Source organism: Neolewinella aquimaris, from assembly GCF_014197245.1.
Classification (GTDB): domain Bacteria; phylum Bacteroidota; class Bacteroidia; order Chitinophagales; family Saprospiraceae; genus Neolewinella; species Neolewinella aquimaris.
The window spans coordinates 370986-388298 of the sequence record NZ_JACIFF010000003.1 but is presented as its reverse complement, the minus strand read 5'-3'; the positions used below and the strand labels follow the sequence as shown (position 1 = coordinate 388298).

Here is a 17313-nt window from a genome sequence, read left to right as displayed (position 1 = left end):
GGGCATGAAGCAACGTGAGGACCTCATTTACGGCCGCCACCCGGTACTCGAAGCCCTGGCGGCGGGCCAACCCGTAGACAAAGTGTACCTGCAACAGGGTACGCGGGGGGAGTTTGAGAAGGAGCTGCGACAGTCGTGTAAACTACACGCGGTACCCATGACGCTCATTCCCCAGGCGAAGCTACAGCGAATGGTGAGGGGCAATCACCAGGGGGTCGTCGCGCAACTTGCCGCCGCCGCCTACCATAGCGTGGAGGACATCCTGCCCCTCGTATACGAACGGGGAGAGACGCCGCTGTTCCTCCTCCTCGACGGGGTGACGGACGTACGGAACTTAGGTGCCATCGCACGCTCGGCCGAAGTGTGCGGCGCACAGACGATCATCATTCCACAAAAGAACAGTGCCGGGCTGACCGCCGATGCGGTGAAGAGCAGTGCGGGTGCGCTCAGCCGAATACCCGTGTGCCGCGAAAAGAGCCTCGTAAACACCGTCGAATTCCTACAGATGAGTGGCGTCCGTGTGATCGCCAGCGATCTCGAAGCGGAGCGATACCTCCACGACATCGAGCTCACTGGGCCGCTGTGTATCGTGATGGGAGCCGAGGACGAGGGCATCAGTACCGGCGTGGCCCGGGCGGCGGACGTGACCTTTAAAATACCGCAGGCGGGTACACTCAATAGTTTCAATGTGTCGGTTGCCGCGGGTATTCTCCTCTACGAGACCATGCGCAAACGTATGGGAATGGGCTGATGCTTGCGTATATTTACCGCAAATTGTTTTAACTTAGCATGACGCCCTCCGTCTCCAAGGCCGGTGTACTGGACCGTGGCATTGCCAGTTTGCGGGGCATCGGGCCCGCCAAGGCCGAACTCCTGGCCAAGGAGCTTCAGATCTTCTCACTGGGTGATTTGGTCTACAGCTACCCCTTCCGCTACGTCGACCGCACCCAATTTTACCGCATCATCGACCTGTTGCCCGATCAGGGCAACGTGCAGATCAGGGGGAAGCTGGTCACGCTCATGACCAAGGGGGAGAACCGCAAGAAACGGCTGGTGGGCCGGCTACGCGACGAGAGCGGGGCGGCCCTCGAACTCGTGTGGTTTCGCGGCGTCAACTACCTGGACCGGACCTTCAAGATCGGGGAAGAATACGTGGTGTACGGTACCGTACAGGAGTTTAACGGCAAGCTGAACATCACCCATCCGGAAATGGAACTGGCGGCCCGTGCGGTGGCGGAGGAGGCGGCAACCTTCGAGCCGGTTTACGCCAGCACCGAAAAGCTCAATAAGCGGGGGCTGGATACGCGGGGGCGGCGCAAGTTGATCCGCAGCGTGATCGATCAGCTGCAGCCGGCCGATCTGCCGGACATGCTGCCCGAATACTTACGGGAGGAATTGCGGCTCATCAGCCATTACGATGCGGTACGATCGATCCACTTACCGGCCAGTCAGGCGGAGCTGGATGCCGCCGTGCGCCGGCTAAAATTCGAGGAATTGTTTCTGCTGCAGCTGCGGTTGTTGCAGCTCAAGGTAAGCCGGGAAGCACAGGTGGCGGGCTACGCCTTCGGGCAGATCGGAACGCACTTCAACCGGTTCTACCAGGAATTTTTACCCTTCAGCCTCACGGGGGCACAAAAACGGGTGCTGCGGGAAATCCGTCAGGACCTCGGCCGGGGCATCCAGATGAACCGCCTGCTACAGGGAGACGTCGGTTCGGGAAAGACGATGGTCGGGCTGATGTCGATGCTGATGGCCCTCGACAATGGCTTCCAGGCCTGCATGATGGCCCCCACCGAGATCCTGGCGTACCAACATTACGAGTCCATCCGGGAGTACCTGAATGGCATGGATCTGCGGGTAGCCTTTCTGTCGGGCAACGTGAAGGGGAAGGCCCGCAGGCAAATCTTGGAGGACCTCGCAGCCGGTGAGATCGATATTCTCCTGGGCACCCATGCATTGATCGAGCCTCCCGTAGTGTTCAAGAACCTCGGGCTTGCGATCATCGACGAGCAGCACCGTTTTGGGGTGAAGCAGCGGGCGAAGCTCTGGAAAAAAAACAGCCCCTACCCGCCCCACGTGCTGGTGATGACGGCCACGCCGATCCCCCGGACGCTGGCCATGACCGCCTACGGCGACCTCGACGTGAGCGTTATCGACGAATTGCCGCCGGGCAGAACCCCCATCAAGACCGTTCACTTTACGGAGCACCGCAGGGAGCGGGTATTCGGGCGCATTCGGGAGGAAATTGCCAAGGGGCGTCAGGCATACGTCGTCTATCCCTTGATCGAAGAGAACGAAACACTCGACCTGCTGGCGCTGGAGGCCGCGTACGACGAAATGCTGGTCCGTTTTCCCCGACCGGATTACCAGATCAGCGTCGTACACGGTAAGATGAAGCCGGCGGATAAGGATTTCGAGATGGCCCGCTTCAAAAACGGGGAGACGCAGATCATGATGGCTACCACGGTGATCGAGGTGGGGGTGAACGTTCCGAATGCCACCATTATGGTGATCGTACATACCGAGCGATTCGGGCTTAGTCAGTTGCACCAGTTGCGGGGCCGCGTGGGGCGGGGGGCGGAAGAGAGCTTCTGCATTTTGTTATCCAGCGTTAAGCTAAGTAAGGAGGGGCGGCAGCGGATCAATACCATGGTAGCCACCACCGACGGATTCAAGATTGCCGAGGCCGACCTCAAGTTGCGGGGACCCGGCATGATCGACGGGACCCAACAAAGCGGTGTTTTACAGATGCGGATTGCCGATTTGGCGCAGGACGGCAGGATTCTTTCCGTAGCCCGGGACAAGGCCAAGGATATCCTGGCCGATGATCCGAAGCTCGAAAAGCCTCCACACCGAAGACTCGGGGCGCATCTGGAGCGCAACCTGAAAGCCATCAGGGGCTGGAGTCTTATTTCTTAACAAAAAAAACGGCCCGTAACGAGATCTCGTTACGGGCCGTTAGCGTACGGGGCGTGTCGCCGTTGCTAGCGCAATTTGACAAACTTCCTTACCAGTTGACGGTCACCTTCGATGACTCGTAGGGTGTAAGTGCCCATGGGCAAGTCGGAGACGTCCAGCCTATCCTGTAGGATAGTATCCTCCTTGTCGTACTGGAGATTGCTGATCATTCTGCCGTTGATGTCCAGGATCATTACGTCCACGCGTCCGGTATGGTCACTTTCCAACTGGAAATTTAGGTTAGCGGAAGCGGGGTTGGGGAAGATGTCTATACCGTATTCCGTGGTCGGCAGCTGTTCGCCCCCCAGCGTGTAGGGAAGCGCGTCGGCCGCTTTTCCACTTCCGGGCGGGGTTCCGGTAAAGTCGGCCTCGCAGTTTACGCCCTTCCCACCCATATCGGCAGGCAGGGATTTGAACTTCGACAGCAGCACCTTATCCAGCAGGCTGTACGATTCGCGGCTGGCAATCCGGAGGGTGTGCTCGCCGGCGGCCAGGTCGAAGGATACATCCGTGCCGTTGTCGTTGACTTTGACCCACTTGAAGCCTTCGGTAAGCAGCTCGGTACCCCCGATGAACTTCGAGAAGTTGACCCAGGGGGAGTCGTCGATCTTAACCCAGAAGGAGTTACTCGAATTCCTCCAGGCGTTCATCCGGAAGAACAGGTGGTAACGTCCCTCCAGTTCAACGTCCACCAACATGGAGATCTCGGAGGCGGGAGAAGCGGTACTCGGAGGAGTAAAGCGACTTTGGCCCCGGTAACCGATGTAGGCACCGTTGGACACGGTGGAGTGGTAAGCCGTCTCCCATCCGGTGTTCAGGGTCGCGCATTCCGCTTCCAGCCAGTAGTTTCCATCGTTGGCGGGAGCTTCCTCGCACGCGTCACCAATACCGTCGTTGTCGGTGTCGGTTTGGTCCGGATTGGCAACGGCAGGGCAGTTGTCCGTGTAGTCCGACACGTAACCGGTGGGTTGTACACATTCGAAGACGTACACATTGGGGTCACCGAATCCGTCCCCGTCTGCATCGGCAAAGAACACGCGCTTGAAGGAGATCGATCTGTCCAGTGGATCACAATCGAATTCATCTTCGGCACCGTCGCCGTCGTCATCGTTGTCGCAGGCGTCACCCAGGCCGTCACTATCGGTGTCGGTGAGGTCGCTGGAGTTGAACTCAGGACAGTTGTCCAATGCATTGAGCACGTAACCTTCCGGCGCTTCGCAACTCTCTACCGAAACGTTCGGGTCTCCGTATCCGTCGCCATCCGCATCTGAGTAGAAGACCGGTAGTTTCTGATCAGGGTTAGCGACCGTGGGGCAATTGTCGTCGACATCGTAGACGCCATCGCCGTCCGTATCGGCTTCGTCCTGGAATGCTGTGATCGTGACGGAATCACGCGCAACATTACCGTTGTTGTCCGTTACGGTGAGCACGACGGAGTAGACTCCCACGCCGAAGGTTTGTTGGGGAGCGATGCCAGTAAGGCTCCCTCCCGTCCATGACCAATCGTAAGAAACGATCTCTCCATCCGGGTCGTTGGAACCGCTACCGTCGAACTGTACGTTCAGCGGTGCCAGGCCAGAAACGGGGGTTGCACGGGCCACGGCGATTGGTAGTTCGCCTCCGGCTTCCAGTACAGTTACCGTGACAGTGTCCCGGGCAATCGCATCCCGATCGTCAGTGACGGTGAGTACGATTTCGTAGACTCCCGGCGTCGTAAGCTCGATCTCGGGGGAGACACCGGTGCTGCTACCTCCTCCGGTCCACGTCCAGTTGTAGGCAACGATCGTGCCGTCCGGATCGGACGACTTGCTGCCATCAAGCTGTACGGTAAGGGGGGTAGACCCGCTTTCGGGACTTGCTTCCGCAACTGCGATCGGCAACTCGTTCGTCGATTCTAACACTGTGACCGAAAGCTCGTCGGTATCGGTAGCTCCCTGGTCGTCGGTTACCGTCAGAGTAATGTTATACACCTCCGGCGTTTCGAAGACCACGGTAGGCTTGACGCCCTCTGCAGATCCGCCGTTCCAGGTCCAGACATAGCTCACGATGGTGCCATCGTTATCCGTAGAAGCCGAACCGTCGAGCGTGACGCTGAGCGGAGCGAATCCACTGGTTACGCTGGGCTGCCCCTGCGCTATGGGTGGCTGATTGGGCGTACTGCCGGTGCAGGCCGTGTCCACCTCACCAAATCCGGCAGGCTTTACGTCCTCTACGTTCAGGTGCAATTTATCCAGGTAGGCGCCATTTTCGCGGAAGGCAAAGTCTACGGTATTCGCTCCCGCCGCAAGGGCAAAGGAGTTACCGGTCACCTTGCTCCAAGCGAAAGCATTGTACTGTGAAAATCCATTCCACTCCTTCCACTGTCCGTCGTTGACCCGGACCCAGAAGGAATCGTCGCCACCATTGACGGCAAATACACGGGCGTACATGAAATATGCTCCGGCCTCGGCGCTTTCGACGAGGAACCGTATCCGGGTAGATGGAATGTCGGCGGGCGGAACCGATTTGGCGTCCGGTCCTAGGTAGACGACGTACTGGCCACCCGATGCATTGGTATTCGATCGGTTTACCCAATCGCTCCCCACTACAGCGCACTCTGCTTCCAGGGTGAACTCAGTGAATCCAAGCACATTGTCGTCGCAGCTGTCTCCCAGACCGTCGCCGTCGCTATCGGCCTGGTCGGGGTTGGCAACGGCGGGGCAGTTGTCCGTGTTGTTGGTTACGTAGCCGGCCGGCTGTTCACAGACGACCAGGCTGTCGTTGGGATCACCGAAGCCATCTTCGTCCGTATCCGCGTAGTAGGTCTGGTATGCACCTACGTTGCGGTCGAGCGGATCGCAGTCGTCGCCATCCGGAACATTATCTCCATCGTCATCATCGTCGCAGTTGTCCCCAAGTCCGTCACCATCGGTGTCGGTAGTATCGGTGGATGCGAAGTCCGGACAGTTGTCATCGGCATTAGCAACGTACCCGTCTGGGGCGATACACGCTTCTAGCGAATTGTTGGGATCCCCGAGTCCGTCTCCGTCCGCATCCGCATAGAATACGGAGATAGCCTGATCCGGATTTGCTACGGTCGGACAGTTGTCGTCGGCATCTGCGATGCCGTCACCGTCCGTATCCGCACCCTCTTCGTAAGCCTGCACGGTAATTACGTCCGTGTCGGTTGCACCTTCGTTGTCCGTAACGGTCAGCGTAACGGAATAGACTCCGGTAGTAAACGACTGTGAAACCACGACACCCGTAGCCGACCCACTTCCCCAGCTCCAGTCGTAGCTGGTGATGGTACCGTCCTGGTCGCTAGAGGCACTGGCAATCAGATCTACTCGCAGGGGAGCGGCACCACTGGCCGGGCGGGCGGATGCAACGGCAACCGGAGCAATGTTCGCGGCCCTCTCCACGGTGACCGTTACCCGGTCTGTAGCCGTAGCTCCCAGATTGTCGGTAACCGTTAGGAGGATATTGTAGATGCCCTGGTTGGCCAGCGTAATGGCAGGATTGACACCGCTAGCGGAGCCACCCTCCCACGTCCAGGCGTAGCTGACGATACTTCCATCCGCATCGGTGGATGCACTGGCGTCTAACTGCACGTTGAGCGGAGCCGGTCCACTGGTGGGGGTTGCTAAAGCCGACGCAACGGGGCGGCGGTTGTCCGTAGTGGATCCGCCACAGTTTATGCCAGTTTCACCTTTGCCGACCGGTAGGGCCTTATCGTAGTCAATGTGGATCTTATCTAGCTGACCGCCGTTCTCACGGAAGGCGATGTCGATGGTGTTGTAACCTTCCTGCAAACTGAAGGGGCTGTTCACCAGCTCGCTCCAGTTGAACTTTCCGTCGGCTACGATTCCGTTGGACCACTGAATCCAATTGCCGGTGTTGATGCGAATCCAGTAGGAATCGTCTCCGGTAGTTGCGGCCAGTACCCGTCCGAAAATGTGGTACCGTCCGGCACGTACCTTCTCGAGGGCGAAACGTATGCGGTTGGCGGGGATATCGCTGGGAGCTGCGTTTTTGGATTCAGCCGTTCTGCTGACTACGTAGTCGCCACCGGATGCGGTCGTGTCGGACTCGATGCTCCAGGCGTTGCCGACTTGGGCACACTCCGCTTCCAGCCAGAATACGTTTACCCCCGCAATCGAGGAATCACATGCATCACCAATTCCGTCGTTGTCGGAATCAGCCTGGGTGGGGTTGGGTGTAGCGGGGCAGTTGTCTACGTTATTCAGTACGTATCCGGCAGGTTGATTACAGGCGACGATCGAGTTGTTTGGATCACCGAACCCGTCCCGATCAAGGTCCGCGTAGTAGGTGGTACCGATACTTTGCGTTCTATCAAGGGGGAAACAATCCTGACCATCGGGAACGCCGTCGTTGTCGTCATCTGGATCACAGGCATCGCCCAGTCCGTCACCATCCGTGTCCGTCAGGTTGGTGGAAGTGCGATCGGGACAGTTGTCCAGACTATTCGTCACGTAATCTGCGGGTACCACGCATCCCTTTATGGTGTTGTTGGGGTCACCGTAGCCGTCGCCGTCCAGATCGGCGTAGTACGTTTCCTGACTTTGGTCGGGGTTAGCAACGGTGGGGCAGTTGTCTTCAACGTCGCGAATGCCGTCGCCGTCGGTGTCGGTCTGATTAGCCTGAACACTGATGTTCACGACATCGGTATCCGATGCGCCGTCTTCGTCCTTTACCGTAAGCGTAACGGCGTAGGTTCCATCGGGGAAGGTTACGGTGGGTTTCACTCCCACTGTCGAACCACCGTTCCACTTCCAGTCGTAGCTGACGATCACGCCATCCGCATCGGATGATTCGCTTCCGTCGAGTTCTACGGTCAGGGGGCCGAGCCCACTGTTTGGTGTGGCGGTAGCAACGGCTACGGGAGCCTGATTGGGGTTGAAGCCACAGTTCGAAGCCTGCTCGCCCACGCCGGTTGGCCTGATTCCATCCACGTTTACGTGGATTTTATCCAGTTGGAGGCCGTCTTCTCTGTACGCAAAATCAATGGTAGAAGTACCATCGGGCAGTTGAAGCGGGTTACCTATCAGCTCATTCCACTCAAATCTCGGTCCCTGGCTTATGCCGCTAGCCCAGCGGACCCAGCTTCCGTCGTTTACGCGGAACCACACTGAGTCGTCCCCTCCATCCTGAGCGAGTAAGCGGGCGAAAACGTAGTAAGTTCCCGGCTGGACACTATTCAGGGTAAAGCGGATGCGGTTAGCGGGTACATCAGCGGGCGGCTCATTAAATGAATTGCCGCTGGGGAATACCACGTACTTCCCATTGGAAGCCTCACTGCTGCTGCCTTCGATCCACGCCGTACCTACGGTTGCACACTCGGCTTCCAGCCAGAAGATGCGCTTTCCGACTACTGAAGGATCACAGGCATTGCCGATCCCGTCGTTGTCGCTGTCCATCTGATCGACATTGGCGACTGTCGGGCAATTGTCGGTATTGTTCAGCACGTAGCCTTCCGGAGCGACACAGTCGGTAATGCTTACCGCCGGATCACCAAATCCGTCTCCGTCCGTGTCTGCATAGTATGTGTTAAACCTGCCGACGCGTTCGTTGAGGGGGTTACAGTCCTGATCGTCAGGGACTCCGTCACCGTCGTCGTCGTCGTCGCACTGGTCGCCGATTCCGTCGCCATCCGTGTCCGTAACGTCACTGGAGGATAGCCCAGGACAGTTATCGTCCGCGTTGGAGACGTATCCGACCGGTGCTTCGCAATTTTCCACGAATACGGCCGGATCACCCAGGCCGTCGTTGTCGAAATCAGCGTAGAAGGTGGGCAACACCTGGTTAGGATTCGCAATTAGGGGGCAGATGTCTTCATCGTTGATGATGCCGTCGCCGTCCGTATCTCCCTGTCCATTCAGTACCCGAAGTTCGGCACTGGCAGTACCCTCCGTTCCTTCGTCGTCCGTCACCGTTAGCGTGATATTGTAGGTTCCTTCGGGGAAGGTGACCCGGGGATTCGGTCCACTAGCAGTGCCCGTGCCCCAGTCCCAGCTGTAGCTGACGATGGTTCCTTCCGTGTCGCGTGATTCACTTGCATCGAGATTGACCGCTAGGGGTGCGGAACCGTAAGGGGGTTGCAGGTTGATGATCGCGATGGGTGCTTCGTTCACCGAAGCGCAGTTGATTGCATCCTCGCCGAATGAGGTAGGAACCTTTCCGTCCAGGGACAGGTACAACTTATCCAGCAGGGCACCATCCTCGCGGAAGGCGATGTCGATCGTAACCGTGCCGTCGGGAAGGGTGAGGGGTAGTTTTCCGACTTCCGTCCATCCCCAAACGCCGTGGGTGAATCCTTCCCACCAGCGGAACCACTCGCCCCCGTTGATCCGGACCCAGAACGAGTCATCAGCCGGACTAGGCGCGAAGGCACGACCGAAGAGACGATACGTACCGGCCTGCACATTTCGGATGGTGAACCTCACCTGATCCTGAGCAAGATCGGCGGGGGGCTCGCTGGTAGAAGTACCGTTCAGGTAGACCACGTAGGATCCGCTGGACGCGCTGTCGCTCCTCATCTTCGTCCAGTTTGACCCTACATCACCACATTCGGCTTCGAGCCAGAAAATACTGGATCCGCTGGCCGAACCGTCGCAGACGTCACCGATGCCGTCTCCATCCGTATCGATCTGGTTGGGGTTGGCGTTGTCCGGACAGTTGTCCGTGTTGTTGGCGACGTAGTTGGCGGGCGGCAGGGCACAGGTGGCGAAGCCATTGTTGGGATCACCAAAGCCATCTCCGTCGAAATCGGCGTAGTAGAAGGTTGCTACACCAACCCGGGAGTTGAAGGGTTCACAGTCGTCGATGTCGTTAACACCGTCGTTGTCGTCGTCGGGGTCACAACCGTCGCCGATACCGTCGCCGTCGGCGTCGGAGAGCGTCGTCGAGTTCACCGTGGGACAGTTATCGGACCGATTGGTCACGTAGCCGGGAGGCGCAACACACGATTGAACCGCCTGATTGGGATCTCCAAATCCATCCCGGTCGATGTCGGCGTAGTACGTTACCGGGTTGGTAAGTTTTACCGTAAGGGTAGCGTTGTCGGAGGCACAGCCGTTGGCTCCACCCGCCGTATAGACGTAGGCACCGGCAGGGAAAGTAGCAGGATTGAATGCATCGGACACCGTTGCACCTTCGAAAGTCCAGCTTCCTCCCGCCTGGGGATTCCCACCAAGCGCAGCCAGGCGGCTGTACAGGCTGAAGGAATCTTCGTTGCGACAGACGGAGATGGTACCGTCGTTGCCCGCGCTGGCCGCCTCGTAGTTTTCATCGAGGGTAACCGAAACGGATGCCTGGCACCCTCCGGAACTGGTAGCTACGGCACGGTAAGTACCCGGTGCAGTTACTACAATCGAAGTTTCAGTACTGATCTGCTGGTTGCTGCCGTTAAACCACTTGACAGCGGCAGATTCATCGTCCGATACGGCAGTGAGTTCAATCGAACTGACCGAGCAGCTGAAGGTCGTATAGGGTGCGGCGATCTGAAGGTTTGACGGCGTAAGTCCCTCCAGAACTTCTACGGTACTGCTGAGGGGACAATTGGCCCCCGTCGTTTTCAGCGTGTAGGTGCCGGCCACCGTAACGACCGGATTCTGTTGTGTTGAAGTATAGCCATTGGGGCCCGTCCAGCGGTATTCACCGGTCGATACATTGCCCTTTAGGGCGACACTTCCCGTGGTACAGTCCAGTACCTTCGGCTGTCCGTCGGTATTCGCATTGACCGTACAGTTGATGTCCGTGTCCCGGACGTTGATCGTAAAGTTCGAGGAGACCTTTATGTTATTGTAATCGGTGGCGGTCACCGTCACCTGCACACTCTGGCGGGCTTGATCTACACCGGCCTCGATCAGGAAGACTCCGGTTGTGGTATCGAAGCTGATCCAGCTTGGCAAGGCTTGCCCGCCCGCAAGGGTGGCAGCATATACGAGTCGGTTACCGGGGTATCCTTTATTAAAGGACGGAGATACATCGTACGAGCGTTCTTGCAGAACATCCACCGTCACGTTGGCGATAGCCGCCGCCGTGGGCAATTGCTGCGGCCGCACGTTGATCATGTACAGGACGTTGTCCTGCCAATCGCAGTTGCCCTGACCGGGTCCACATCCATTTCCGATGTTGTCCTGAAGTACGATGTACTCGTTGGGAATCACCCGGCCATCCCGGTCTACCGCTTTGTAGAATCTGACGCCCACAATTTTATCGGCAAAGTCACCCTTTATGTTTCCACCCCGCGAGCTGTAACCATTGACGGTTATTGAAAACGGTACGTCGATTACCGGAGCCCGGTCACCGGCAACGGTAGGGAAGGTGTTTTGCAACCAGGGAAGTACGGCCTGGAACCAGGACGTTCCGTGGTCGAACTGCATGGAAGCAGGTACATTGTTGTTCGGATCCCGTAAGGAGGAAATATTGGAACTGCGGGAGTGGAAAGCAGCTAACTGGACAACCCGCACATCCTGATTCGGATCAGCCTGCACGAAGAATTCCGTTAGGATCAAATCTCCCTCCTTGCCGGAATTTACCTGTTCCGCGGTAGGAATGTCGGAGCTCGGCCGGATGTTGGGCTGTCCGTTGCTGTCCTTGCCGAACTGCGTTTTGAAGCCGAACACGTCAAAGATCTGCTGGGCGGTAATTTCGCTACTGCCCTCCGGAGTGTCCATCCAGGCTCCCCGCAGGGTGGCGGAGATGTCGACGCCATTGTCAGCATTAGACTCGATCACCAGCTGCTCGGTAATCAACTGCCGGTACGGTGCACCTTCGTGCACGAAGCGAATCACCGCATCGACAAACTGTCCCGGTTCAATAACCAGACCATTCCTGGGGACCAGGTCCCCCAACACGATAAAGTTGTTCTGATTGGTCGTAGTAAGCTTGGTGATGACCAGCGGATTGATGCCGTCGTTATGGATTCTCACCGTGTTCTCCAGGCGGGTGATGGTAGTGTCTCCCTGGAAGTTGATCGGCCGCTCGATTTTGTTGAAACTGTAGAAATCGTCGGCGGGCAGTCCGCGGTCGGTATTGCGCAGTACCGTCAGGTTCTGTAACCGCAGCACCGCACCCGTCTGGGGGATGAGGGTAAACGACCGCACCGACTTGCCCTGGTTGCCGAACTTGTCTTTAACCGTGACGGTCAGCAGATTGCTCTGCGCCGGCACGCCGTTCGCAATGGTTACGTTGAATGGACCTTCGTAAAGGGTCGGACCTTCACCATTTAGGGTGTAGTAAATATCCTCCAGCCCTCCGCTTCCCGACTTGTCGGTAGCGGCGAGGGTCACGCTGACCTGTCCGTAGTATTCGCCGGCCTGGTTCTTGTTGCCCCGAATACTGACGGCGATCTCCGGTGCGAAGGCACTACTGTCTACCGGTACGATGTCGAGGTAGATGATCTTGGTATTTCCGTTGGCGGGGGCGCCTACGTCGTCAAGGGTCATCTTGCCGTCGCTTACCCGTACCGTGTCTACCCCAACCTGAAACTTACTATCGGCGGAGGGGACGAAGTCGTTGATTACGGTTTCCCCCTCTACGCGAATGGTATGACGGCTGTTGGTACTGACCAGGTCGCCGGCGGCCAGTTCGATTTTGTACAACCCATTGGGCAAAGCGATCTCCCAGTCGTGGGGATTGTTCTGCCCGAACATATCGAGGTGGTTGAACGACCGCAGCAGTTTGTCCTCATCGGAGCTTGAATTGGTTATGCCCCGCTCATCGCCGCGGGCTGCGGCGGTATTGTCCAGCGGTTGCTTGGTTTCGGGGTTGATCCAACCGTAAAACATTCCATTTCCCCGTGCGCCGTAGGCCGCGCCTACATCGGCCAGGTATCCTGCGGGAGGATTGAAGGAGTTGTCCTGAAAGTTGATTTGAATGGTTCCGTCCTTCACCTGTCCGTTCACGGTTGCCGTGATGGTAAGAATGCCGGACTCGAATCCGGCCGCCGTAGCGGTAACGGTACCGGTGTACACCCCGACGTCCAGCTTGGTGGCATCAACCGCGACATCGATCTGCTCGCCGTAGGTAAAGCTACTGGGCAGCACGATCCAGGGTTGATCAGCCGTGAGGGTCACGGCATCATCGGCGATGTTGGTATTGGCAATCAACTCAGTAGTGTACTGACCCGACATTTTACCTTCGATGGCACCGATGCTGATCGTTGCGGGCTCGAAACTGAGTGCGGGATCAGGTGCTACGTAAGGCTTCGCATTAGTCAGCAAGAACACGTAGTCTTGATAGTCGCCGTTTTCCGCATCCTCAAAGGCAACCAGGTAGCTGTTTGGGACTATCGCACCCTGGCGGTCGCGGGCCGGGTAGATACGGGCGCGGTGAGCAACCGTCCCGGTGTTGATTCCGTCCTCGGTGTAGCTGTAGCGACCGAAGGAATTGGAGTAGACATACACTCCGAATGCTCCACGGCCGGGGGTAAAGCTAGTCGTACCCGATTCCAGGCTGGGGTAAAGGGTCTGCGCTTCGGATAATCCGTCAGCCATGACCCCGAGTTGGTTACGGGTGATGTTGTTCTCGATCCGGGTGTACCAACCAAAGGGTAGTAGCTCCGCCGGCGAATAACGCGCTACGGCTACCATACCGACCGGGCCGGGGCCGGCTGCTTCAAACAACGGTTCGTTGATTTCCTGGCCCACCAGCGCGGGGTCGGTGCTGCTTTTTAGCGTAGTCCAACCCACGTCGATTTTCACGCCAAGGGTGTTCACGACATCCTGCAGGGGCGGTTCCAGACTGCCCTCGTAACCGACGGTTTTCAGGCCGTGCAGTCCAAGCGTGAACGTTCCGTTTCCGGCGTTCGTGGTAAACACCAGACTTCCTTCCTGGTAGCCCAGGTTATCCAGCGTGCGCAGCGGCTTGTAGGTCACGACATAATTTTGCGAGGACGCAGGAGCAAGCACTACGGTCGATGGGCCGGTAAAGGAAAAGTTGTTGGCGAAGGGGCCGTTACCTATCCTCACCCCCGTAATTTCGAGGGGGGCATTACCGGAATTGGTGATGGTGACCGTCTTGGTATCTTCCTGGGGCGCGGGTGCTCTTTCGGAGGCCTCAAACAGCAGCTCAGCGGGATTGGCCGTGATGACGGGAGCAAGCACCAGTTGGGCGGGCTCAACGTTTCGGACCAGAACTACCACATCCTGGTAGTCAAATCCGCTCGTATGCTCTTCGAAGGCTATGATGTAGGTATTGTCTACGTTTGGCACCTCGTACACCCGCACGTGGTGAGGAATGGCCTGGTCGAAGGAGTTCTGGGCGTCTTCCGAGTAGATGTAGCGGTTGTTGAAGAAGGGCCAGCGGCTGTAGAATCCAAACACCTTGGCGCCCGGATTAAAGCTCGACACTCCGTTAATTTCCGGAGCAAGGGTTTGCCCGTTGCCCGAAATTTTGTTCTCTACCGTAAAGAGCTCGGCGGCGGAAGTGCTGATGCCGCTCTCGTACCAGCCAAAGCCCAGAATGGGGTTGTTGGCTTCCGGACCGTACACGCTTAGCACTTCCATGGTTACGGGAGCATCTACCGCCCGCTTGAAGTACTGAATACGCAGTTCGTCGCCCAGGATATCGTTATATGTTTTGCCGGCAGGCAAATCAATCGTGTTGGTTGCGGGATCCCGGTCTCCCACCTGGATGGCAAGGCCATAGGTGTCGAAGATCTGCTGGAGGGAGGGTTCGTTGCCGCCGCCGTTGCCCTTCTTACCCAGGCCGCGTAGTTCGATCTCCGCGGAAACGGACGTGTTCTCGCCCGAAACTTTCAGGGTAGCAATCTTGGATCCGATGGTGGTCGGATTAAAGTTGATGAGAAAAGAAGCCGAGCGGTTGGGATCAAGGGAGGTGGGAAGCGTAGACAGGTTGGCCTCGAACTGGTCGCCGTCGTCGCCGGAAATGGTGACCGTCGGACGCAGCAGTGCCGCGTTACCCGTATTGGTAATAAAGACCGTGATGTCTTCGCCCGGAATACCGTCGGCCACATCGTCGGTAATCACCGAGATCGGGTTGAGCTGAATCGCGGGCTCGGGAGAGGAATTTTCACTGGGCTTCACCAGGACGATCGACTGCCGGCCGAAATCCGACACGTACAGGTTACCGGTTACCTGATCTTCTGTGATGTCCAGCGGATCCTGGAATCCGGTCAGACCGGGAATACCGATTTTGCTGGTCAGGATGTCGCCATTGGGACCGTTGGGTATCAGGGCGATGATGTCACTACCACCACTGTAACGGCACACCAGCAGGGCGCCCTGTAGGTTGCCGCCCTCTGCGGAGCTACGGTATTCGATGACTCCGTTCGGCGACTTATTGTACTCAAAATTGAAAGCAATACCCCGGTAGTTTGGATCGGGGGATACGGAGTTCGGGTATCCGGAAACGTCAACCGGTCCCCGGTTCAGCACGAACTCCCCGCGGAGGGGGTTGGCGTGACCGTAGAAGCCCAGCGACTTGGTGGGATCGACGCGGAACAGAAAATCTCGCTGCGTATTGTTGTTAAACGTAGCGGGAATGACCGGGTACTTTCCCGATGGATCGGCGTGATTGTAAATTTCTCCGTTCGGCCGGCGGGTACCGTTAACTGATGCGGGAGTGTTACTTCCGCCTGCCGTTCCGTTTGTGGGAATGTACAGTTGTCCGTTGGAGTGCCACGCCAGATCGTAGGCATTGCGAATACCGGTCGCATAGAGCGTAAGGGGTGCGTCGACGTAGTAAGGATTGTACGTACCGTCGTCGGGAAACTGTTCTCCATTTTCCTCGTAGGTGCCGGTGCCACTACCGAGAGTAGGCGAATTGACATCGACGGCATTTATCGCTGCCTGATCCATGGTGGTCTTCGCGTTCAGCGGCCACTTACTGGAGGGAAGCTTGTCGAGGTCGAGGCGCAGCGTTGCGCCCGATAACAACCGCTCCTCACGAAAACCCCACGACTTATCGGGAGCTCCGCCCGCGGTGTTACTACCAACGTTGAAGTAGATTACGTTGGTCTCTCCCGGCCGGAAGGACAGTCCGTTGACCAGGTGGTCGCGACGCGACCGGGGCAGGTTCGTTACGATGAGGTTCTCAACCTCCAGATCCGGACCCGAAAGCCGGCTGATCTTACCGTCCCAGGATGGACCATTGGTCAGGACACCGGTGGAGTGGCTCACGTAAGCGACCAGGTTGCCGGAGGTAGCGTCGGGAGCGAATACGAGACCGATCGCGGCCCGTTCGCCGTACTTATTCTCAATAACCGAGATGGATTGCTTTCCGGTAAGGGTACCGTCCAACTCGATGTTCCAGCGATCGATCGTTCCGGAAATGCGGAGACCGTACAGCTTGCGGTCCGGACCGATGGTAAGGGAGGTGTAGAATTCACCCGTGGCCACGTTGCCGGCCTGGCGAAAGGAGACATTGTCCAGGGCCGAGGCGCTACCGCCGTTGTCGGCAGCCGTGGTAAAGACCGCGGTATAAACTTCGAACACCGCTCCCGTAAGGTCCTTCACCCCGTCGATGACGAAGCGGTAGGAAGTGTTTGCTTCCAGAGGGATGGACGGGGTCAGGTTGATGGCATCGCCTCCACCCGTTCCGTTGGCCGTTGAGGGAATTTCCACGCCGGTCGCCGCATTAAACAGCTTGACCGTACGGTTATTGACCGTGTTGTTGTCAACGCCGAAAATTCCGTTCTGTCCGTTGGGCAGATACAGTTCGTTCGCTGAGATAGAAGTGGTAAGCGAGACTCCGGAAGCTCCGTTTGCCGGAGTACTTGCGATGACCCGTGGCGCTTCCTGTACGCGTGCGTGAACTTCGAGTTTCGAAGCACTCACCTCATTCTCCGCCAGCAAGCCAGTGGCGCAGAATAAGCAGACAAGGAGGAACCGACTTTTGGCTAATAATTGTAAAGTGTCTTTCATTAGTGTCGTTTTCTAAAGCGTAGCCGGAGGGGTGCACTCCGGCCAAACAATGCTGATAGTCTATAAAATATAGAGCAGCCCCACCTATCCTTTGCGGCAGCAACTACCGTTTAAGCCGGGCGGGGGGGGGGAAGTAGGGTTTTTGTCGCTGGGTACCTTCCGGAGCTTCTTACCGAAACGGTGGAAGGAGAGGTGTCGCGACAGTTTTCAGTTGGTTTTTAGTGAACGCGAGAATGGCTTAAAAAAAGTCATGGCCGGGGTTGGGCGAATGTTGTTCCAGCAAATACGAAAACTTAAGGGGGGAGGGATTGCCCCAGCTGGCATACTGTAGAAGGATTAAGCAAATGGAATGTTCTTAGTAAAGGTAACAATCCCCCTAAGGCCGTGCAAGGTAACGAGCAGCGAGGGCGACAAAAACATCTGTGCAAGTATTGCACCTGAGCCGACAAACATAGGGAAGATGGAG

Annotated in this window: 3 protein-coding genes; 2 read left to right on the top strand and 1 reads right to left on the bottom strand. The window is 57.4% G+C overall.

Annotated elements, in window-relative coordinates; all coding sequences use genetic code 11:
- Positions 1-4: 4 nt before the first annotated feature.
- Together rlmB and recG are read left to right on the top strand one after the other, a co-directional pair.
- Positions 5-751: a 23S rRNA (guanosine(2251)-2'-O)-methyltransferase RlmB gene (gene rlmB / locus GGR28_RS08175; RefSeq protein WP_183495274.1), complete on the top strand. Its 747-nt coding sequence runs from the start codon at positions 5-7 to the stop codon at positions 749-751.
- A gap of 38 nt (positions 752-789) precedes the next feature.
- Positions 790-2919 carry an ATP-dependent DNA helicase RecG gene (recG, locus tag GGR28_RS08170; protein ID WP_183495273.1) on the top strand — a complete coding sequence of 710 codons (2130 nt, stop codon included), beginning with the start codon at positions 790-792 and terminating at the stop codon, positions 2917-2919.
- Positions 2920-2984: 65 nt separating this feature from the next.
- Here the strand turns inward: recG and GGR28_RS19460 are convergent, their stop codons facing one another.
- Positions 2985-16847 (bottom strand): PKD domain-containing protein, encoded by a 13863-nt coding sequence (locus tag GGR28_RS19460; RefSeq protein ID WP_183495272.1) that lies wholly within the window; start codon positions 16845-16847, stop codon positions 2985-2987.
- Between the last annotated feature and the right edge of the window lie 466 nt (positions 16848-17313).

Coding starts and splice junctions, on each gene's coding strand:
- rlmB (WP_183495274.1), top strand. CDS start 5: ATGAAGCAACGTGAGGACCTCATTTACGGCCGCCACCCGGTACTCGAA.
- recG (WP_183495273.1), top strand. CDS start 790: ATGACGCCCTCCGTCTCCAAGGCCGGTGTACTGGACCGTGGCATTGCC.
- GGR28_RS19460 (WP_183495272.1), bottom strand. CDS start 16,847: ATGAAAGACACTTTACAATTATTAGCCAAAAGTCGGTTCCTCCTTGTC.